The 19,260-nt window shown below is 71.1% G+C and carries 16 protein-coding genes; 10 read left to right on the top strand and 6 right to left on the bottom strand.

Annotated elements, in window-relative coordinates:
- Positions 1-52 precede the first annotated feature (52 nt).
- Entirely contained in the window at positions 53-634 is a 582-nt protein-coding gene (locus CEG14_RS23155) for a hypothetical protein (protein WP_094828763.1), read from the top strand.
- Between the two features lie 42 nt (positions 635-676).
- Here the strand turns inward: CEG14_RS23155 and CEG14_RS23150 are convergent, their stop codons facing one another.
- Positions 677-1,492, bottom strand: a complete 816-nt coding sequence (locus CEG14_RS23150; RefSeq protein ID WP_094828762.1) for an IclR family transcriptional regulator — start codon at positions 1,490-1,492, stop codon at positions 677-679.
- Between the two features lie 110 nt (positions 1,493-1,602).
- Between CEG14_RS23150 and CEG14_RS23145 the strand changes: the two genes are divergently transcribed.
- The 9 genes from CEG14_RS23145 (at position 1,603) to CEG14_RS23105 (ending at position 12,699) form a co-directional block, all read left to right on the top strand.
- Positions 1,603-2,409 (top strand): enoyl-CoA hydratase/isomerase family protein, encoded by an 807-nt coding sequence (locus tag CEG14_RS23145; protein WP_094828761.1) that lies wholly within the window; start codon positions 1,603-1,605, stop codon positions 2,407-2,409.
- Positions 2,406-4,511: an acetate--CoA ligase family protein gene (locus CEG14_RS23140; RefSeq protein WP_094828760.1), complete on the top strand. Its 2,106-nt coding sequence runs from the start codon at positions 2,406-2,408 to the stop codon at positions 4,509-4,511. Before CEG14_RS23145 ends, CEG14_RS23140 begins: the two co-directional genes overlap by 4 nt.
- A gap of 73 nt (positions 4,512-4,584) precedes the next feature.
- The gene (locus CEG14_RS23135; protein ID WP_094828759.1) at positions 4,585-5,571 is read left to right on the top strand and encodes a tripartite tricarboxylate transporter substrate binding protein; all 987 of its coding nucleotides are present in this window, start codon (positions 4,585-4,587) and stop codon (positions 5,569-5,571) included.
- 67 nt (positions 5,572-5,638) lie between these two features.
- Positions 5,639-6,127: a hypothetical protein gene (locus CEG14_RS23130; protein WP_141243258.1), complete on the top strand. Its 489-nt coding sequence runs from the start codon at positions 5,639-5,641 to the stop codon at positions 6,125-6,127.
- A 236-nt stretch (positions 6,128-6,363) separates the two neighbouring features.
- A complete protein-coding gene (locus tag CEG14_RS23125) occupies positions 6,364-8,112 on the top strand; it encodes an ABC transporter permease (protein ID WP_094828757.1) in 1,749 nt (582 codons plus the stop codon).
- Positions 8,113-8,140: 28 nt separating this feature from the next.
- Entirely contained in the window at positions 8,141-9,427 is a 1,287-nt protein-coding gene (locus tag CEG14_RS23120; RefSeq protein WP_094828756.1) for an ABC transporter ATP-binding protein, read from the top strand.
- A gap of 45 nt (positions 9,428-9,472) precedes the next feature.
- Entirely contained in the window at positions 9,473-10,579 is a 1,107-nt protein-coding gene (locus CEG14_RS23115; protein ID WP_094828755.1) for a sensor histidine kinase, read from the top strand.
- Complete coding sequence (locus CEG14_RS23110; protein WP_094828754.1) at positions 10,576-11,211, top strand: response regulator transcription factor; 636 nt, start codon at positions 10,576-10,578, stop codon at positions 11,209-11,211. Before CEG14_RS23115 ends, CEG14_RS23110 begins: the two co-directional genes overlap by 4 nt.
- 177 nt (positions 11,212-11,388) lie before the next feature.
- Complete coding sequence (locus CEG14_RS23105; RefSeq protein WP_094828753.1) at positions 11,389-12,699, top strand: MFS transporter; 1,311 nt, start codon at positions 11,389-11,391, stop codon at positions 12,697-12,699.
- 46 nt (positions 12,700-12,745) lie between these two features.
- On the opposite strand, the gene CEG14_RS23100 is transcribed toward CEG14_RS23105, so the two are convergent.
- The 5 genes from CEG14_RS23100 to CEG14_RS23080 form a co-directional block, all read right to left on the bottom strand.
- On the bottom strand, positions 12,746-13,582 hold the full coding sequence (locus CEG14_RS23100; RefSeq protein ID WP_255032040.1) for a YrbL family protein: 837 nt from the start codon (positions 13,580-13,582) through the stop codon (positions 12,746-12,748).
- Positions 13,543-14,661, bottom strand: coding sequence for a glycosyltransferase family 4 protein (locus CEG14_RS23095; RefSeq protein WP_256985950.1), 1,119 nt, complete (start codon positions 14,659-14,661; stop codon positions 13,543-13,545). The genes CEG14_RS23100 and CEG14_RS23095 overlap by 40 nt, the downstream gene beginning before the upstream one ends.
- Before the next feature lie 398 nt (positions 14,662-15,059).
- Entirely contained in the window at positions 15,060-16,553 is a 1,494-nt protein-coding gene (locus CEG14_RS23090) for a PepSY-associated TM helix domain-containing protein (protein ID WP_094828752.1), read from the bottom strand.
- 64 nt (positions 16,554-16,617) lie between these two features.
- Complete coding sequence (locus CEG14_RS23085) at positions 16,618-18,783, bottom strand: TonB-dependent receptor (protein WP_094828751.1); 2,166 nt, start codon at positions 18,781-18,783, stop codon at positions 16,618-16,620.
- A 56-nt stretch (positions 18,784-18,839) separates the two neighbouring features.
- Positions 18,840-19,241, bottom strand: coding sequence for a DUF2946 family protein (locus CEG14_RS23080; RefSeq protein ID WP_094828750.1), 402 nt, complete (start codon positions 19,239-19,241; stop codon positions 18,840-18,842).
- Positions 19,242-19,260 lie beyond the last annotated feature (19 nt).

The following is a 19,260-nucleotide window of genomic DNA, read 5'->3' as shown; positions in this document are numbered from 1 at the left end:
TGGATTCGACAGCACGCCGCGCTCATCCGTCGCGCGCGGCCAGGGAGGTGCCATGAGCATCAGTGCCATCGACCGGATCGCACCGGCCAGCATCGACGCGGTGCGCGATCCCTACCGCGCCGAGCGCGTCCGTGCGGAAATGCGTGCCAGCACGCAGGCGGCCCGCGCCGAGTCCGCCCGTTTCGAGCGGGTCCAGGCGGCGCGCGCCGAGGCCGCCCGCGCCGACGCCGTTCGCGCCCGCGCCGCCACGGCCGCGCCGGCGGGCAAGCCGCTCGCCATCGTCGCGGGCGATCCCGCCAACGGCGTCGACCGCCTGCGCGAGCAGTTTTCCTCCGACCGGCTGCGCTCCGCGGTCCAGGCCTTTCACGACGAGCAGGCCGGGTTGCAGGCGCGTGCGACCGCGGCGAATGATCTCGGCACCATCGAAGGATTGTTGCCCCTGCAACCGTATCGCGTCGCGATGGGCAATCCGCCGGTGCAGCCGCAGCAGCTGGCCGCCGCGGCCGGCCTCGCGCCCGCCATGGTGAGCCCGGTGGCGAACGTGGCGGCGCTGCGCAACACCACCGACGACGCCCTCAGCACCGACCCCGACACGCGCGCCCGCGCGCACCGCATCGACAAGACCGACGCCTGACGGCGTCTAGCCTGCACCGCGTGGCCGCGCTAGCCGCCGCGCTCACCGCGCGTCGGCGCGCCCTTGCAGGGCCTGCTGGATGCGATCGCGCAGGGCCAGCAGGGCCGGCGCCAGTGCGGCCGCCAGCGGCTGCGCCTCCCCCGCTGCCGGATCGAAGGGCAGGCTGAAGTTCAGCGCCATTGCGTGCGCGATGCCGGGCATCGGCGCGAGCGGCGCTGCCAGCGCCAGCACGTTCGGCTGCCACGAGGCCCGGCAGAATCCCTCCCGCTCCAGGTCGACCAGCGCCGTGCGCACGCCGGCCGCGATGGCGCGCCACGCGGCCGGCCGGTGCGTGGCGCGCAATGCCGCCAGCAGGTGGCGGCGCGCGGCGCCGTCCAGCGTGCCCAGGTAGGCGCGGCCCAGCGACGTGAGCTCGATGGGCACGCGCTGGCCCGCCACCACGGTGCGCAGCGTCGTCTTGCGGTGGTGCCGGATCGACTCGAGATAGATCATGTCGCCGCGATCCGGGCTGGCCAGCCCCACATTGACCTTGAGCCGCGCCGAGGCTTCGTGCATCAACGGCATCGCGGCCTGAAGCACCGGCGATGCTGCGCGCATGGCGTGCCCCAGGCTCAGTACCGGCGCGGCCAGCCGGTAGGCGCGCGCGCCCGCATCGTGTTCCAGGAAGCCTGCCGCCACCAGCGTCTGCGTGAGGCGGCTGATGGTGGCCGGCGACAGCCCGGTGCGCTCGGCCAGTTCGCCGTTGCCGAGCAGGTCGGTGCCGGGACGGAAGGCGCGCAGGATCTCCAGGCCGCGTTCGAGCGAGCGGTTCTGTCCGGGGCCGTCGAAGCGGGCGGCGCGGCGCGGGGCAGCGGTCATGGCAATTCCATCCAGTGGAAATGGGCGGGTGTGTCGCCGCACTTTAGCGCGTACTGTGGCCCCCATGCCAGCGCCGCGCCAGAACGCGGCGCGCCATCACGGAGACAGGAATGGACCAGTACGAATTCATCGACCTGCGGGTGCAGGACGGGGTCGCGACGCTCACGCTCGACCGGCCCGACAAGCGCAATGCCTTCACCGACGCCATGCGCGCGGAATTCATCGCCGCGCTCGAGCGCGTCATGCACGACCGCGCGATCCGCGCCCTGGTGCTGACCGGTGCCGGCAAGGGCTTCTGCGCGGGCGGCGACGTGGCCGGCATGCAGCAGCGCATGGACGCGCCGGCGGGCGAGGTGGCCTTCAATGGCTGGTCGCGCCAGCAGGTGGTGCACCATGCGGTCGGGCTGCTGTATCGCATGCCCAAGCCCACGATCGCCGCGGTCAACGGCGCAGCCGCCGGACTCGGCGCGGACACCGCGCTGGCCTGCGACTTCGTCATCGCGTCGAACAGCGCCTCGTTCGCCTGGAGCTACATTGCGCGCGGCCTGATCCCCGACGGCGGCGGTATGTATTTTCTGCCGCGCCGCGTGGGCCTGGCACGCGCCAAGGACCTGATCTTCAGCGGTCGCAAGGTCGATGCCGCAGAGGCGCTCGCGCTCGGCATCGCCGACCGGCTGGCCGAGCCCGAGGCGCTGCTGGCCGAGGCGCAGGCCTGGGCCGGCGCGCTGGCGCAGGCGTCGCCCACCGCGCTGGCGCTGGGCAAATCCATCCTCAACCAGAGCTTCGAGCTGACCGCGGACCAGGTGTTCGCGATGGGCAGCCAGGCGCAGGGCGTGTGCTACACGAGTGCGGAACACCGCGCCTCGGTGCAGGCGTTCCTGGCGCAGATGGCGCAGGCCCGGGAGGCACGGCAATGACGCTCTGGCAACGCCTGATGACGCCGCGCAGCGTGGCCATCGTGGGCGCCTCCGCCGATCCGTCCAAGACCTCGGGCCGGCCAGTGGGCTATCTGCTCAAGCACGGCTTTCGCGGCGAGATCTATCCGGTCAATCCGCGCGCCAGCGAGATCGAGGGCCTGCGCTGTTATCCCGACATCGCGTCGCTGCCGCAGGCCCCCGACGTGGCGCTGATCCTGCTGGGCGCGGAGCGCACGCAGGATGCGGTGCGGGAGCTCGCCGCGCGGGGCACCGGCGCGGCCATCGTGCTGGCGAGCGGCTACGCCGAGGCCGGCGAGGCCGGGGCGGCGCGCCAGCAGGCGCTGCGCGCGGCGGCCGGATCCATGCGCATCCTGGGGCCGAACACCATCGGCCTGGTCAACCTCACCGACGGCATCACGCTGTCGGCCAGCGGCGCGCTCGAGCTCGGCCAGCTGCATCGCGGCGAGATCGGCCTGGTGTCGCAGAGCGGCGGCATCCTGGGCGCGCTGCTGTCGCGCGCCACGGCGCGCGGCATCGGCTTCTCCAAGCTGGTGTCGACCAGCAACGAGGCCGACCTCGAGCTCGCCGACTTCATCGACATGCTGGCCGACGATCCCGCCACGCGCGTGATCGCGCTGTACGTCGAGAGCATCCGCAACCCGGCGGCGTTCCTGCGGGCCGCGCGCAAGGCGGCGGCCGCCGGCAAGCCGGTGGTCGCGTTCAAGATCGGCCGTTCCGAGTCGGGCGCGCAGGCCGCGGCCTCGCACACCGGCGCGCTGGCGGGCGCCGACCGCATGTACGACGCCCTGTTCGAACACGCCGGTGTGTTGCGCGCGCAGACATTCGCCGACCTGCTCGACATGCCGGCCGCGCTCGCCGCGGGCCGGCGCCTCGACGGCAAGCGCGTGGCGGTGCTGACCTCGACCGGCGGCGCCGGCACGCTGGTGGCCGACAGCCTCGGCCTGGCCGGCTTCGACCTGCCTGCACCGGACGCGGCCACCGCCGCGGCGCTGCGCGCGCTGCAGGAGGGCGCCCAGGCGGTGCTCGACCGCAATCCCATCGACGTGACGCTGGCCGGGCTGCAGCCGACGCTGCTGCGCAAGATCATCCGCGTGCTGCTCGACAGCGCCAGCTATGACGCGCTGGTCGTGATCGTGGGGTCTTCCGGCGTGGGCCAGCCCGAGCTGATGGCGGGCGCCTTGCGCGATTCGATGGGCGAGGGCGGCAAGCCGGTGATGGCCTACGTGAGCCCGCACGCGCCGGCCGCGGCCGAGGTGCTGAGTCGCTATGGCATCCCCGCGTTCCACGCGCCCGAGAGCGTGGGCGCCGCGATGAGCGCGCTGCGCCAGGCCGCCGTCACGCACGAGGCGACGGCGCCGGCGCAGGCCACGCCGCTGCGCACGCCGCTGCGCACGCCCCTTCCCACTCCGCTTCCCGCGGGGTCATTGAACGAGGCCGAGGCCAAGGCGCTGTTCGCGCACTTCGGCGTGCCGGGCGCGCGCGAGCAGGTGGTGCACGACGGCGCCGGCGCGCGCCGGGCGGCCGCGGCGCTGGGCCCGCGGGTGGCGCTCAAGCTGCTGTCGGCCGAGATCACGCACAAGTCGGAGGTGGGCGGCGTGGCACTCGGGCTGGACCCCGACACCGTCGAGGCCGCGCTGGCGCGCATGCGCGCCGACGTCGCCGCGCACACAGGCCGGGCGCCGCAGGCGTTCCTGGTGCAGCAGATGTCGGGCGGCGTGGCCGAGGTGATTCTCGGCGTGCGCAAGGATCCGCTCGGCACGGCGCTGCTGATCGGCATGGGCGGGGTGGTGGCCGAGCTGGTGCGCGACACCGTGCTGCTGTTCCTGCCCGATGACGGCGCGCCGCCGTCGCGCGAGACGGTGCGCGCGGCATTGCAGCGGCTGCAGACCTGGCCCCTGCTGGATGGCTATCGCGGCCGGCCCAAGGCGGATGTGGCGGCGCTCGTCGACGCGGTGATCGCGTTCGCGGCGATGGCCCTGGCGCTGGGGCCGCGCCTGGTGGAGGCCGAGATCAATCCCCTGTTCGTGCGCGAACCGGGGCAGGGCGTGGTCGCCGCCGATGGCGTGGCGGTGTTGCGCTGACCTTCCGGCGCGGCTGCCGCGCCCACTTTTCCAGTGCCGCACAGACCGGCACGGATGCAACTGGAGACATGACATGACACAGAGCACTTTCGCGCGCCGGCTGCTGGCCGCCGCGACCCTGGCCGCAACCGTCCTGGCCTTTGGCCAGGCGGCGCAGGCCGAGTATCCCGAGCGGCCGCTGCGCATCGTGGTGCCGTTCACGCCGGGCGGTGGCACCGACATCGTGGCGCGCCAGCTGGCCAAGAGCCTGGGCGACGACCTCGGGCAGACGGTGGTGGTGGAGAACCGCGCGGGCGGCAGCACCATCATCGGCACGGAGAACGTGGCCAAGAGCGCGCCCGACGGCTACTCGCTGCTGATGGCGACCTTCGCCCACGCGGTCAATCCGGCGATCCAGGAGAAGCTGCCCTACGACACCGACCGCGCCTTCACACCGGTCGCCATGATCGGCAAGTCGCCCAACGTGCTGGTGGTGTCGGCCAAGTCGCCGTTCAAGAGCGTGGCCGATCTGCTGGCCCATGCGCGCGCCCATCCGGGCAAGCTCACCTTCGGCTCGTATGGCAACGGCACCTCGGCGCACCTGGCCGGCGAACTGTTCAAGAGCCAGGGCAAGCTCGACATCCTGCACGTGCCGTACAAGGGCTCGGGCCCGGCGATCAACGACCTGATCGGCGGCCAGATCGACATGATCTTCTCGACCTCGGCCAGCGTCAGCGCGCAGGTCAAGGCGGGGCAGCTGCGCGCGCTGGCGGTGACCACGCGCAAGCGCTCGCCGCTCTATCCGGACGTGCCGACGGTGGCGGAATCGGGCCTGCCCGACTATTTCGTCGACAGCTGGTACGCGGTATTCGCGCCGGCCGGCACGCCGGCGGACGTGGTGGCGCGGCTGAACCAGGGCATCCGGACCGCGGCGGACCAGCCGGAATTCCGCCGGGCGCTCGAGGTCGAGGGCCTGGTGCCCGAGATCGGCGGGCCGGCCGAGCTCGGCGCCTACGTCGCGAGCGAAGAGCAGCGCTGGAGCGCGATCGTGCGCGAGGCCAACTTGAAGGCCGCGCCCTGATCGCGCCGCGACCGCGGGCACGCGACGTGCTGTAGAGCCGGTTCCTCGCAGAATCAGGAGCCCAAGGATGGAAACTCGCACGCAACGCCGGGTCGGCAAACGCTGGATGTTCGGCGCAATCGCGGTACTGGCGGTCGCGGTCACGTTCTCATCCGTGGCCTACAACCGGATGCGCGCCGACGTCGCGCCACCGGTGATCGCGTGCGCCGCGGTTAACCAGAGCGGCAAGGCGGTCGAGTATCGCTTCGAGGAAAAGGACACGCCGCTGACCGCTGCCGCCGGCCAGGCCGGCGTGGCGACCGGCGACTCGGCGTGCCGCTACGGCGCGCGCGATGCCGCGGCGCCCATCGCGCTGCAATGGCGCGCGGCTGGCGCCACCGACTGGCGCACCGCGACGCTGAACGCGGTGCGGCCCGACGGCGCCACGCTGCTGCTGGTGCGCTTCACCGAAGATGGCCGGGCGCAGGCGCGCTATGCCGACGCCGACGAGGCGCCCAATGGCCGCGCCGAGCTCGATGCCGGCGTCTGGAACCGGGGCGATTGGGCCAAGGGTTGATGCCATCGGGCGGGCCGGCCTGACCCTCGCGGCGGGCTTGCACCGCCACCTGCACGGGGCGCGCGATACCAAGGTATATCGCCGCCTGCCCGTCGCATATCCGCACGATGCCAAATGCCCGTGGCCCGCTCCGGGGGCCCGGTGCTACTGTTTGCCGCGTCCTGTCGGGGCCCGGTTTCTCCTCCTGTCCGAAGCCTGATCCCGACGCAATCCCAGCTTGATGCGGCAGGTGGATCATGGCTTTCTTCTTCGATGTCACGCGCGGCGCGCGCCTGCTTTCTCCCGGCCTCGGCCGGTCGTTGCGGCCGAGCTGGGCCGATGCGGTGGCGCTACTGCTGCTGGCCGCGCTGGCGGTGCTGGCGGTGCACGGCGTGATGCGCATGCGGGTGCCGCTGGCGGTGCTCGAGGCCCGGCCCATGCCGCTGGACCTGGCGCGGCTGCCCTTCTATGCCCTGCTCACGACGCTGCGCATGTTTGCCGCGCTGGCGGTGTCGTTGGTGTTCACCTTCGTGGTGGGCACGCTGGCGGCGCGCAGCCGCCGCGCGGCGGCGCTGATCGTGCCCGCGCTCGACATTCTGCAGTCGGTGCCGGTGCTGGGCTTTCTCTCGTTCACCGTGAGCTTTTTCATGGGCTGGTTTCCGGGCAGCCAGCTCGGCGTGGAGTGCGCGGCCGTGTTCGCGATCTTCACGAGCCAGGCCTGGAACATGACCTTCAGCTTCTACCAGTCGCTGCGCACGGTGCCGGCCGACCTGGACGAGGTGGCGCGGCAATTCGGCTTCTCGCGGCGCCAGCGCTTCCTGCGCCTGGACCTGCCCTTCGCCATGCCCGGCCTGATCTGGAACACGATGATGTCGATGTCGGGCGGCTGGTTCTTCGTGGTCGCCTCGGAGGCCATCACCGTGGGCGACACCACCGTGGCGCTGCCCGGCATCGGCTCGTGGCTGGCGCAGGCGATCGCGCAGGAGGACCTGCGCGCGATCGGCTGGGCGGTGCTGGCCATGGCGGTCGTGATCCTGCTGTACGACCAGCTCGTGTTCCGGCCCGTGGTGACCTGGGCCGACAAGTTTCGCGTCGAGCTCACCGCGGCGTCGTCGCGGCCGCGCTCCTGGGTCTATGCGCTGATCCGCCGCACGCAGTGGCTGCGCCTGCCGTTCGCGCTGATCGGGCGGTTGCTGCAATGGCTGGCCGAGGTCGGGCCGCGGCGTGCGCCGCGCGCGCCGGCCGTCGAGCGCCCGCCCGGGGTGCTGTCGCGCTGGCTCTGGCGCGGCGCCGTGGCCGCCGTCTGCGGCTGGGCGGCCTGGCTGCTGGCGGATTTCGCCGTCACGCATCTGAGCGTGGCGCAGGTGGGGCAGGTGCTGTGGCTGGGCTGCCTGACGCTGCTGCGCGTGACCGTGCTGCTGGTGCTGGCCAGCCTGCTGTGGGTGCCGGTCGGCGTGTGGGTGGGCATGCGGCCCGCGTGGGCCCAGCGCGTGCAGCCGGTGGCGCAGTTCCTGGCGGCGTTTCCGGCGAACGTGCTGTTTCCGTTTGCCGTGATGGCGATCGTGGGCTGGCACCTGGATCCGGAGGTGTGGCTGTCGCCGCTGATGGTGCTGGGCACGCAGTGGTACATCCTGTTCAACGTCATCGCCGGCGCCAGCGCCATCCCCGCCGATCTGAAGGAGGCGGCGCAGGTGTTCGGCCTGCGTGGCTGGCAGCGCTGGCGCCGCCTGATCCTGCCCGCGATCCTGCCGTTCTATGTGACCGGCGCGCTCACGGCGGCCGGCGGCTCGTGGAACGCCAGCATCGTGGCCGAATCCATCTCGTGGGGGCAGCGCCACCTGCAGGCCACCGGCCTGGGCGCGTACATCGCACAGGCGACGGAGCAGGGCGACACGGTGGCCGTGGCGCTGGGCGTGATCGTGATGAGCGTGTTCGTGCTCGGGTTCACCCATCTGTTGTGGCGGCCGTTGTACCGCGTCGCCGAGCGCCGTTTCCGCGTGGCCTGACGCGCCGCGCCTCTGCAAGGAGAGAACCATGACTGCAATCACTTCCCCCGCGCTCATCGACGTGCGCGGCCTGCGCCACGTCTACGGCAAGGGCGAGGGCAGCCACCGCCTGGTGCTCGACGGCGTGGACCTGCGCCTGCCGGCCGGCGAGATCGTGGGCCTGCTGGGCCGCTCGGGCTCGGGCAAGTCCACGCTGCTGCGTTCGATCGCCGGCCTCATCGCGCCTTCGGGCGGCACCATCGCGCGGGCCGACGACACGCGCGTGGCCATGGTGTTCCAGAGCTTCGCGCTGTTTCCCTGGCTGACCGTGCTCGAGAATGTGGAGACCGGCCTGCAGGCGCGTCACGTGCCGGTGCGCGAGCGGCGCCGCCGCGCGCTGCAGGCCATCGACCTGATCGGTCTCGACGGGTTCGAGAACGCCTATCCCAAGGAGCTCTCGGGCGGGATGCGGCAGCGCGTGGGCCTGGCGCGCGCGCTGGTGGTCGACCCCGACGTGCTGCTGCTCGACGAGCCGTTTTCCGCGCTCGACGTGTTGACGGCGGAAACCCTGCGATCCGACCTGCTCGACCTGTGGGCGGACGGGCGCATGCCGATCCAGGCCATGCTGATGGTGACCCACAACATCGAGGAGGCCGTGCTGATGTGCGACCGGCTGCTGGTGTTCTCGTCCAACCCGGGGCGTGTCATGGCCGAGCTGCGCATCGACCTGCCGCGTCCGCGCGATCGCCACGATCCGGCCTTCCGCGCGCTGGTCGAGGACATCTACGTGCGCATGACGCAGCCGGCGCCCGCGCGGCCCGCCGCGCCCGCGAGCGCCGCCGCGGGCCTGGCCGGCGTGCTCGCGCCGGTCTCGACCAACGCAATGGCCGGCCTGCTGGAGACGCTGGCGGCGGCGCCCTACGAGGGCAAGGCCGACCTGCCGCAGTTGGCGGCGGCCCTGCATTACGAGGCCGACGAGCTGTTCCCGGTGGCGGAAACGCTCCAGCACCTGCGCTTCGCGGAGCTCGGCGACGGGGACCTGCGGCTGCTGGCCGCCGGCCGGCGCTACGTGCAGGCCGGGGTGGACCAGCGCAAGCAGTTGTTCGCGCAACATCTGCAGAGCTACGTGCCGCTGGCCGCCCACATCCGCCGCGTGCTGGACGACCGCGCCGCGCACCAGGCGCCGGCGCGGCGCTTTCGCGACGAGCTCGAGGACCACATGTCGCCCGGCTATGCCGAACAGACGCTGCAGGCGGTCGTCCAGTGGGGCCGCTATGCCGAGTTGTATGCCTACGACGAGGAGGCGGAGCGCTTCAGCCTGGATGATCCGGCCTGAGGCGCGCCCCGCTAAAATCGAGCTCGTCCACCGCCGGGGTTTCCGATGTCCGTGTCCGATGTGTCCAGCGTCACGCCCAAGCCCGATGCCCGCGCACCGGTGCGCCTGGCCGCGCGCGCGGGGCTGATCGCCGCGCTGATGGCCGGGGTGTTCGTGGCCGATACGGTCACGCGGCTGGAGATCGCGGTGGCCGTGTTCCACGTGCTCGTGATCCTGCTCGCGATGCTGTTGCTGCCGCGCCGCGGCGTGATCCTGGTGGCGGTGGCGTGCGTCGTGCTGACGCTCGTCAGCATGCTCATCACCGCGTCGGGCCTGCGCATGCATGAGTCCGGCCTGATCAACGGGGCGATCAGCATTGCCGCCATCGGCATCACCACCTATCTCGCGCTGCGGCTGGCCGCCGCGCAGGCGGCCGCGCACGAGGCGCGGGCCCAGCTCGCGCGCATCGCGCGCATCCGCAGCCTGGGCGAGCTCACCACCTCCATCGCGCATGAGGTGAACCAGCCGCTGGCGGCGATCTCGGCCAGCGCGCACGCGGGGCTGCGCTGGCTGCGCATGGCGCCGCCCAATCTCGAGCGCGCCGAGCGCGCCGTGGAACGCGTGGTGGCCGACGCGCAGCGGGCCAGCGACGTCATCACGCGGGTGCGCAGCCTGGCGCGCAACGAGGCGCCGCAGCGCCTGGCGCTGGACGTGAACGCGGCGGTGATCGAGGCCGTGGCGATCGCGCGCGGCGAGATCGACCGCCACGACATCGCGCTCGCCATCGACCTCGAAGAGGGCCTGCCCAGCGTGCTGGCCGACCCCGTGCAGCTGCAGCAGGTGCTCGGCAATCTGGTGCTCAATGCGGTCGAGGCCATGCAGCAGAGCGCCACGCGCCGGCTCTCGCTGGCGACCTCGCGCGACGGCACGCGCGTGATGCTGACGGTATCCGATACCGGCCCGGGCCTGAGCGCGCAGGCCCAGACGCATCTGTTCGACGCGTTCTGGACCACCAAGGAAGGCGGCATCGGCCTCGGTCTCACGCTGTGCCGCGCCATCGTCGAAGCCCAGGGCGGCACCCTGGAGGCGCAGTCGCCGCCCGCCGGCGGCGCGGTGTTTCGCGTGAGCCTGCCCGCCACCGCCACCGCCATTACCGCAGGAGCCCATGCATGACCTCTCTCCCGAACGATGAACGCGCACCCGTGGTGCACGTGGTGGACGACGATGCCGGCGTGCGGGAGGCGCTCGACGACCTGCTCACCTCGGTGGGCCTGCAGGTGCGCACGCACGCGTCCGCGCAGGCCTTCATGGACGCGCCGCGCGAGGACGCGCCGGGTTGCCTGGTGCTCGACGTGCGCATGCCGGGCCTGAGCGGGCTGGAGTTCCAGCGCCAGATGGCGGGCCTGGGGATCCACCTGCCCGTCATCTTCATCACCGGCCACGGCGACATCGCCATGTCGGTGGGCGCCATGAAGCAGGGCGCCGTGGATTTCCTCGCCAAGCCCTTTCGCGAACAGGACCTGCTCGACGCCATCCAGCAGGCCATCGGGCGCGATCGCCAGCGCCGCATGCGCCAGGCCGCGCGCGAGGGGCTGCGTGCGCGCTGGCAGACGCTCAACGAGGGCGAGCGCCAGGTGATGGCGCTGGTGGTGGAGGGTCTGCTCAACAAGCAGGTGGCCGACCGGCTCGACGTGAGCGAGATCACCGTCAAGGTCCGGCGAGGCAATGTGATGCGCAAGATGGATGCGGCCTCGCTCGCCGACCTGGTGCGCATGGCGCAGGCGCTGCACGACGACGCAGGCTGAGCGGCAACGGCGAGAGTTTCGCGAGCATCGCTCGCCGCATCGGGGCTGCTCGATTACCCGAAAATTCAGGTTGCTGTCATCGCTCGCCTCTAGCCTCCTTCACTATATGCGAGCCGTCCCGGCCCCGCGCGCATCCGGCCGCAAAGAGCCGGCGCGCGTTCATCGAAGGAGACAATCATGCAGAGCACGATCGCTTCCGGCGCGGCCCCGTCCGTGCCCGCCGGCGAAGAAGATGCCATCTACCGCAAGGTCAGCTGGCGGCTGGTTCCGTTCCTGGTGCTGTGCTACGTGGTGGCCTACCTGGATCGCGTCAACGTGGGCTTCGCGAAGCTGCAGATGCTGCAGGAGCTGCAGTTCAGCGATACCGTCTATGGCCTGGGCGCGGGGATCTTCTTCATCGGCTACTTCATCTTCGAGGTGCCCAGCAACGTGATCCTGCACAAGGTGGGCGCGCGCATCTGGATCGCGCGCATCATGATCACGTGGGGCCTGATCTCCACGGCCATGATGTTCGTGAGCACGCCCACGATGTTCTATGTGCTGCGTTTCCTGCTGGGCGCGGCCGAGGCGGGCTTCTTCCCGGGCATCATCCTCTACCTCACCTATTGGTATCCCAACGCGCGCCGCGGCGGCATCACGACCTTCTTCATGACCGCGGTGCCGCTGTCGGGCCTGATCGGCGGCCCGCTGTCGGGCTGGATCATGTCGACCTTCCACGGCGCGCATGGCTGGAGCGGCTGGCAGTGGCTGTTCCTGATCGAGGGCATCCCGTCGATCCTGATCGGGATCGCGGTGCTGATGTACCTCGACGATCGCATCGATCGCGCCAAGTGGCTGTCGGCGCGCGAGAAGGAGGTGCTCATGCGCCACGTCGCCGCCGAGGAAACCGAAAAGACCGACCCGCCGCTGCGCGCCGCGCTGTCGCATCCGCGCGTCTGGGCCATGGCGCTGATCTATTTCTCGTTCGTGATGGGGCTGTACGGCGTGGGTTTCTGGATGCCGACGCTGATCAAGGGCAGCGGCGTGCAGAGCCCGCTCATGATCGGCCTGCTCACCGCCATCCCGAATCTGTTCGCGGTGATCGGCATGATCCTGATCTCGCGCAGCTCCGACCGCAGGCGCGAGCGCCGCTGGCATCTGGCCATCCCGGCGCTGTTCGGCGCCATCGGCCTGGTGCTGTCGGCGCTGTGGGGCGGCAACACCTCGCTCGCGATGGTCGCGCTCACCATCGCCAACATCGGCATCTGCACGGTGCTGCCGCTGTTCTGGAGCCAGCCCACGGCCATCCTGGGCGGCACCGCGGCCGCCGCGGGCATCGCGCTGATCAACTCGGTGGGCAACCTCGCCGGCTTCGTCAGCCCCTATCTCGTCGGCTGGCTCAAGGATCTCACCGGCACCACCAACACCGGCCTCTACATGCTGGCGGGCTGCCTCACGATCGGTGCGCTGATCGCGCTGGCGCAGCCGGCGAAGCTCGTCAACAAATAGCCGCCGGTATCGACCCAAAAAAAAGCCGGCCTCGAGGCCGGCTTCTTCATTGCCCCGCAAGCGATGCGGGCGCGGATTTGAGGCTCAGGGCCTGCGCGCCCATGCGCTCGAGCTTGCCCTCGAGCTCCACGTACTTGCGCATGATGCGGCGCCGGTTCATGGATTTGCTCCAGGCGTAGAACGGCAGCAGCTGCTTGGGGCCGTACCCGTCGACCAGGTACAGGCCCGCCACGCCGTCGGCGTTGCGGCCCACCACGATGTTGCGCGCGCTCACGTCGTTGAAGATCACGTGCGACTCGGTCAGGGCCACGAAGAAGTCGCGCACCTGGCGGCGCAACGCGGCCGGAAAGCCGCTGTCCTTCACCACCTGCTGCAGCGTGGGCGCGACGTGGCCGCTTTCGTCCACGATCTTCTCCACCGCCAGGCCCAGGCCCGCGCTGGTGTTCACCAGGCCGGCGATGCGCGACAGCAGCACGTTGCCGTCCGGCGCGTTGCGCTGGACCGTGGTCGAGACATACTCGATCAGTTCGGTCAGGAAGACCCGGTGCGCCTGCTCGCGATGGAACTTCTTGTGCCAATGGGCGCGGCGGCCCGGCTCGTTGGCGCGCGCGCGGTTCACGATCTTGATCAGCAGGTTCGGATCGGTCGGGTGCTCGTAGACGTCGCGCTCGCTGCCCGAGGCCACGATGCGCGCCTGCGTCAGGTCGATGACCTGGAACGCGTGCGGCACGGTGGCGATGGCGAACGCCTGCGCGACCAGTTCGGCCGGCTGGGGCGAGAGCACGTTCGGGGTGGCGGGTGTGGCGAGCGGTGGCGTCATGGCGATGGTGTTGCGGCGGGCGTTCAGCGTGCGGCGTGGCCGGGCCGGCGTTCGGCCAGCCATTTGCGATAGACCTCTTCGGTGCGCTCGGCCAGGCGCGGCAAGGAGAACTTGCCCTCGTCGCGCACCAGGTGCTCGCCGGCCTGGCCCATCTGCCGGCGCAGCTCGGGCGATTCGATCAGGCGCTGCAGCACGTCGCGCAGGGCGGGAATGTCGTTGGGCGGCACCAGCAGGCCGGTTTCGCCCGGCTTGAGCATCTCGCTCACGCCGCCCGTGTCCACGCCGACGACCGGCAGGCCGCAGGCGGCGGCTTCCACGAACACGGTGCCCGAGGCTTCCTTGAGCGTGGGCAGCGCGAAGATATCGCTGCCGGACAGGATCTGCGGCACGTCGTCGCGGAACCCCAGCATGTGGATCTGCTTCTCCAGGCCGATCTCCTTGATCAGCGCCTGGAGCTGTTCGAACAGGGGCGAGCCGCTGCCCACCAGCACCAGGTGGATGTCGGGGCGCACCAGCATGATGGGGCGCAGCGCCTCGATCAGCTCGCGATGGCCCTTGGTGGCGCGCAGGATGGCGACACAGCAGATCACGATATCGTCGGCGCCGATGCCGAGCTCGGCGCGGATCGTCGATTGCAGGCCGGCGGGCGGCAGCTTGATCGGCGAATAGATGGTCTCGACGCGGGCGGGCGGCACGCCGCGCTCGATCAGGTAGTCGCGCACGTGGTTGCTCACCGTGCTCACGCGGTGCGGCACCCAGGTGTAGGCAAACATCGAATTCACGCGGTTGCTCAGGTGGCGCGTGCGCACCACCAGCGGAAAGCCCATGGTGCGCGCGGCGATGCCGGCCAGCAGCGTGTCGATGCGGCTGTGCGTGTTGAGCACGTCGAAGCGGCCTTCGCGCAGGATGCGCCGCACCTTGGGCAGGCCGCGCAACAGATTGAGCAGGCCGCCCATCTGTACGGTGTGCACCTTGAAGCCGGCCGCGCCGGCGCGCTCCACCAGCTTCGCATGCGGCTGGCAGATCAGTTCGACGTGGTGGCCGCGCTCGCGCATGGCCGTCATTTCTTTGAGGATGCGCTGTTCCTGGCCACCGAAACCGATGGCGGCTTCGGCATGCACGATGCGCAGTGGGTTCGTCACGCGGGTGATCCAGCTAATGAAGGCGAAAACGCCCGTGCGCTCGGCGGCGCGGACGGGGCTACGCAGATTGTGGAATGTGAAATTTTTGTGAAATTTGGGGCCACCTTACTGCCAACGCCGGGCGAATGCAAACCCGCGCGGCCCACTTGTTTTGCGTTGCCGGTAATTGACAGACGATTAAGGAATTTGAAAGTGCGGGCGCCCCGATGGCGGGGCCGGATCGGCATGCCGCCGCGATGCAGACGGCACAAGGCCCGCCGCCCGATCGCCGTGCGCGCGGCCCGCCCGCGGCGCCCTGAAAACCCCCGATTCCACGCCGGGACGGGGCGCACGGCGAGGGCTCGGGGACGTGGCGCGCGCGCGACATCGGGTTCGCGGGCGCGCCAGCCAGCGGCGGCTCAGGCGTGGCGCGGCGGGGCGCTGCCGCGGCCCACGCGTTGCACCAGCGCGTCGAGCAGCAGCATCACGATGAGCGACGCGCCGACCAGCGGAAACAGACAGCCGCCGACGATCATCAGCAGCAGCACGCCGCGCAACGCGCCGCGCTGCGTCGGTGCCGGCGGAATGCCCAGTCCGCCCGCGGGCCGCCGCTTCCACCACATCGCCACGCCGCCCACGCACATCAGCACCATGGCGAGGCAGGCGAGCGCCAGCACGATCTGGTTGGTGCGGCCATATTCCTGCCCCATGTGCACGTTCACGCCCCATTCCAGACCCTTGCCGAGTGGTCCGTAATCGCCATAGCTCATGTCGAGCAGCGGGCGGCCGCTGTACTGGTCCAGGTGCACCACGCGCTGGCGCGCCAGGTCGTCGGGATAGACGGAGCCGGTGTACACGCCCGTGGGGCCGGACGGCAGGTTGATGGCGTAGCCGGGCGCCAGGCCGAGGCGGTCGAAGGTGGCGACGGCCGCGTTCAGGCCGACGGGCGGCGGGGCGCCGTCGGGCCGGGCCACCTCGGGCGGCGGCGCCTGGCCGTGATCGTGCGCCACGTCGTTCTGGCCATGATCGTGCGCGCCCTCGTGCTGGCCGTGATCGTGGCCCGACGTGGCGGCGGCAGCGGCGGCGGGTGCCGACATCGGCATGCGCGCCTGCTCGAGCGACCAGGGGGTCTTGCCCGTGTCGGCGAGCCGCAGTGCCGACATCGGCACGTTCACGCGCACGCCGTCGGGATAGCCGAAGTTGCTGCCATTGGCCCACTGGTTCACCTTGGCGCCCCACACGATCGACCAGGGCATGCCGGTGATGGCGAGGAACAGGATGAACACGGCGGCGAAGGCGCCGGCCACCGCATGCAGGTCACGCCAGAAGACGCGCTGGCGCGGCGTGCCGCGCACGCTCACCACGCCCTGGCGCCGGCCGCGTGGCCACCAGAGATAGAGGCCGGTCAGCACCAGCAGGATGGTCCAGCCGGCGGCGATCTCGATCGCGCCATTGGCGATCGGGCCGAAGAAGGAGAGGCTGTGCAGCTGGCGGATGGTCCACATCAGCGTGCCGCGTTCGTCGAGCGCACCCAGCACCGCGCCCGTGTAGGGATCGAGATAGACGGACAGGTTGGCCGCGCCCTCGGGGCGCAGCACCACGGCCGCGCTGCGGTCGGGGGCGGCGGGCGGCAGATACTTGAGCACCCGGCCCGGATGCGCGGCCTGCGCCCGCGCCACCAGCGCTTCGGGGGCGAGTGCCGGCGTCTGCTGCACGCTCACGCTGCGCAGGTCGCGGTACCAGGCGTCCTCGATCTCGTTGTGGAACAGGTACAGCGCGCCGGTCACGGCGAGGATCAGCAGGAAGGGCACGACCAGCATGCCCGCGTAGAAGTGCCAGCGCCACACGGCGCGATAGAGTTGCGAGGCGCGTACCGGTTCTTTTTCCAGGGTGCCGGCGGTGTCGGTCGTCATGAATTCACCTTTGCGTGCCGCCGGCCTGCGCCGGCGGCGGTTGATTGCGGGCTCGGCGCCCCGTTCAGAATCGGTAGTTGGCGCTCAGTTCCACGCGCCTGCCGGTGCCCAGCAACCACTGCGTCTGGTTGTAGTACGCCGTCTCGGCATATTGGCGATCGAGCACGTTGTATGCCCGCAGCGCCAGCGTGAGGTCGCGCCGCGCGTCCCATTGCAGGGCGAGGTTGGTGGTGGTGTAGCCGGCCATCTCGATCTCGTTGGCCGCATCGGCATAGCGGCGGCCCACGTAGCGCACGCCCGCGCTGGCGGTCCATTGCGGCAGGAACTTCCAGCTCACCCACAGATTGGCCAGCCGCTCCGGCACGTCGGTGGGCACGTTGCCGTTGCGCGAGACCGTGCGTCCGCCCGAGGCTTCCGTGTAGTCGTCGTAGCGCGCCTGCAGCAGCGTCGCGTTGGCGTCCACGCGCAGCGTGGGGGTGAGGGCCACGCCGACGCTGGCCTCGATGCCGCGGCTCGATTGTTCGCCGACCTGGATGCGCAGCGACGGATCGGCGGGGTCGCGCGCGAGCAGGTTGTTCTTGCGGATGTGATACGCGGCCAGCGTCCATTCGCCGCGGTTGTCCCAGAAGGTCTGCTTCACGCCCACCTCGACCTGCCGGCCCGTGGCGAGGTCGAAGCCTTGGTTGGCCGGCGACAGCATCAGCAGGCTGCCCACCGGGTCGGCCGCCTCGGCGTACTGCGCGTAGAGCGCGGTCTGCGGCGTCAGGTCGAACACCGTGCCCACGCGCCAGCCGATGTTGTTGAAGGTGCGGCGATAGGCGGTCTCGTCGGCCACGAGGTTGCGCTGGTCGAGCGCGATGCGGTCGTAGCGCAGTCCGCCCAGCACCGTCCAGCGCTCGGTCAGCGACAGGCGGTCTTCCGCGTAGAGCGCAAACTGGTGCGCCGTGTTGCGGTAGCGCGGCGTGGTGCCGGCCAGGTTGACGAATTCGCCGTGGTCCACGTCATACGGATCCACCACCGAGGTGCCGCCGTAGGGCGAGTTGTTGGTGTGCTTCAAGCTCGCGCGATTGAGTTCCAGCCCGACGGCGAACTGGTTGCGCAGGCCCGCGAGCGTGCCCTTGAACACGGCGTCGGTCACGCTGCCCACCTGTTCCTGATCGTGCAGGATGTTGGTGTACGAACTGCGTTCGATCAGGCCGGTGGCGGGCTGCCAGGCGTACTCCTCGGCGTTGCGCCAGTCGCGCCGGCTGCCCATGTAGTAGGTCCGGTTGCGTACCAGCACCGCGTCGCTCGGCTGCCATTCGGTGCGCAGCTCGCTGCGGTTGTCGCGATAGATGATGCGCGCATCCGACACGTTGTAGTTCTGGTGGCGCAGGCCGTAGTCCATCGTGCCGTCGATGAGCGGCGTGCCGAAGTAGCGCGTCGGCTCCTGCCAGCCCAGCACCTGCGTGAAGGTGACGTTGAGCTCGGGGTTCAGGTCGAAGCGCAGCGCGGCCGACAGCGAGGCATTGCGGGCGCCGCCCAGGCTCATGTCGGCATGAGTGTGCTCGGCGCTGGCGTCGATGCGATACGACCAGCGCTCGTCCAGCGCACCGCCCGAGCCGAAGCCCAGCCGCTGCGTGTCATGCGTGCCGACCGTGGTCTCGATCTCGTTCTCGATCGGGCCGCGCGTCGGCTTCTTCGGCACCACGTTGACCACGCCACCGATCGCGCCCTCGCCGTAGATGACGGAGGCCGGGCCGCGCAGCACCTCGATGCGCTCGACGGCCCAGGGCGAGGCGACCAGGGTCTGGCCCAGGCCGCCGTACTGGCGCAGGCCGTCGTAGAGCTGCGCCACCGAGTTGGTGTCGGTGAAGCCGCGCGAGGACAGCGCCGCGCCGCCGTTGCCGGGATGGCGCATCGTGCTGATGCCGGGGGCCTGGCTGATGGCCTCGCCGATGCTGCGCGGCGCGCGTTCGCGCAGCTGCGTTTCGGTGATGACGTCGATGCTGGCGGGCGTCTCGAATGGCGTGAGGCCGAGCAGGGAGCCGGTGGCGGTGGTTTCGAGCAGGGCGGGGGCGGGCGCGTCGGCGGCCACCGTGACGCCGGGCAGCGTGGCGACCGGGGGCGAGGATTGGGCAAGGCTGGCGGCGGGCGCGAGCGCGAGCGAGGCGAGGGTGTGCGGCAGGCGCACGCGCCATGCGCGCATGCGCCGCGGCAGGACGGCGGTCCTGGCGGAGGGGGGATTCATGGAGAAGTCTCGGTCTAGGGAGGCGATACCGCCGCAAGCGGGCGGGCCGGGGCGAACTAGACGAGCGGGACGGGCGGGGCGCGGGCCCCGAGCGGGGCGCCGGCGAAGGCGGTGAGCGCGACGACGGGCGGCGCGCGGGCACGGAACGGGAAGCTGTAGGCCGTGCCGACCGGCACCAGGACGGGCAGCGAAGGCGGCAGCGGCACCGCGGCCACCGCCGCGCCCACCGGGCAGGCCGCGGCCTGGGCGGCATGGCGCTCGTCGGCCTGGTCGTGGGCCGGCGCCGGGCCCTGCACGAAGATGCGGCCGGCGGCCGAGCACAGCTCGATCAGGTTGGCGTCGGCATGCGTGCCTGGCATGTATCCCGGCGGCACCAGGGCCTTGAGCGCGAACAGCACCAGCGCCAGCCACAGGGTGGCGGCGTGGCGTAGCGATCGTTGCGCGCGCACGGGTCTCATGATGGCGGATTGTAGGGCA

This window comes from Bordetella genomosp. 1 (assembly GCF_002261335.1).
Taxonomy (GTDB): Bacteria; Pseudomonadota; Gammaproteobacteria; order Burkholderiales; family Burkholderiaceae_B; genus Bordetella.
This window is presented reverse-complemented; position numbering and strand designations above follow the sequence as displayed.

What these genes read in the sequence shown, in the direction of transcription:
- CEG14_RS23155 (WP_094828763.1), top strand. Translation starts at nt 53, where the DNA reads ATGAGCATCAGTGCCATCGACCGGATCGCACCGGCCAGCATCGACGCG.
- CEG14_RS23125 (WP_094828757.1), top strand. Translation starts at nt 6,364, where the DNA reads ATGGCTTTCTTCTTCGATGTCACGCGCGGCGCGCGCCTGCTTTCTCCC.
- CEG14_RS23115 (WP_094828755.1), top strand. Translation starts at nt 9,473, where the DNA reads ATGTCCGTGTCCGATGTGTCCAGCGTCACGCCCAAGCCCGATGCCCGC.
- CEG14_RS23120 (WP_094828756.1), top strand. Translation starts at nt 8,141, where the DNA reads ATGACTGCAATCACTTCCCCCGCGCTCATCGACGTGCGCGGCCTGCGC.
- CEG14_RS23090 (WP_094828752.1), bottom strand. Translation starts at nt 16,553, where the DNA reads ATGACGACCGACACCGCCGGCACCCTGGAAAAAGAACCGGTACGCGCC.
- CEG14_RS23145 (WP_094828761.1), top strand. Translation starts at nt 1,603, where the DNA reads ATGGACCAGTACGAATTCATCGACCTGCGGGTGCAGGACGGGGTCGCG.
- CEG14_RS23140 (WP_094828760.1), top strand. Translation starts at nt 2,406, where the DNA reads ATGACGCTCTGGCAACGCCTGATGACGCCGCGCAGCGTGGCCATCGTG.
- CEG14_RS23085 (WP_094828751.1), bottom strand. Translation starts at nt 18,783, where the DNA reads ATGAATCCCCCCTCCGCCAGGACCGCCGTCCTGCCGCGGCGCATGCGC.
- CEG14_RS23130 (WP_141243258.1), top strand. Translation starts at nt 5,639, where the DNA reads ATGGAAACTCGCACGCAACGCCGGGTCGGCAAACGCTGGATGTTCGGC.
- CEG14_RS23100 (WP_255032040.1), bottom strand. Translation starts at nt 13,582, where the DNA reads ATGGCTGGCCGAACGCCGGCCCGGCCACGCCGCACGCTGAACGCCCGC.
- CEG14_RS23150 (WP_094828762.1), bottom strand. Translation starts at nt 1,492, where the DNA reads ATGACCGCTGCCCCGCGCCGCGCCGCCCGCTTCGACGGCCCCGGACAG.
- CEG14_RS23105 (WP_094828753.1), top strand. Translation starts at nt 11,389, where the DNA reads ATGCAGAGCACGATCGCTTCCGGCGCGGCCCCGTCCGTGCCCGCCGGC.
- CEG14_RS23135 (WP_094828759.1), top strand. Translation starts at nt 4,585, where the DNA reads ATGACACAGAGCACTTTCGCGCGCCGGCTGCTGGCCGCCGCGACCCTG.
- CEG14_RS23080 (WP_094828750.1), bottom strand. Translation starts at nt 19,241, where the DNA reads ATGAGACCCGTGCGCGCGCAACGATCGCTACGCCACGCCGCCACCCTG.
- CEG14_RS23110 (WP_094828754.1), top strand. Translation starts at nt 10,576, where the DNA reads ATGACCTCTCTCCCGAACGATGAACGCGCACCCGTGGTGCACGTGGTG.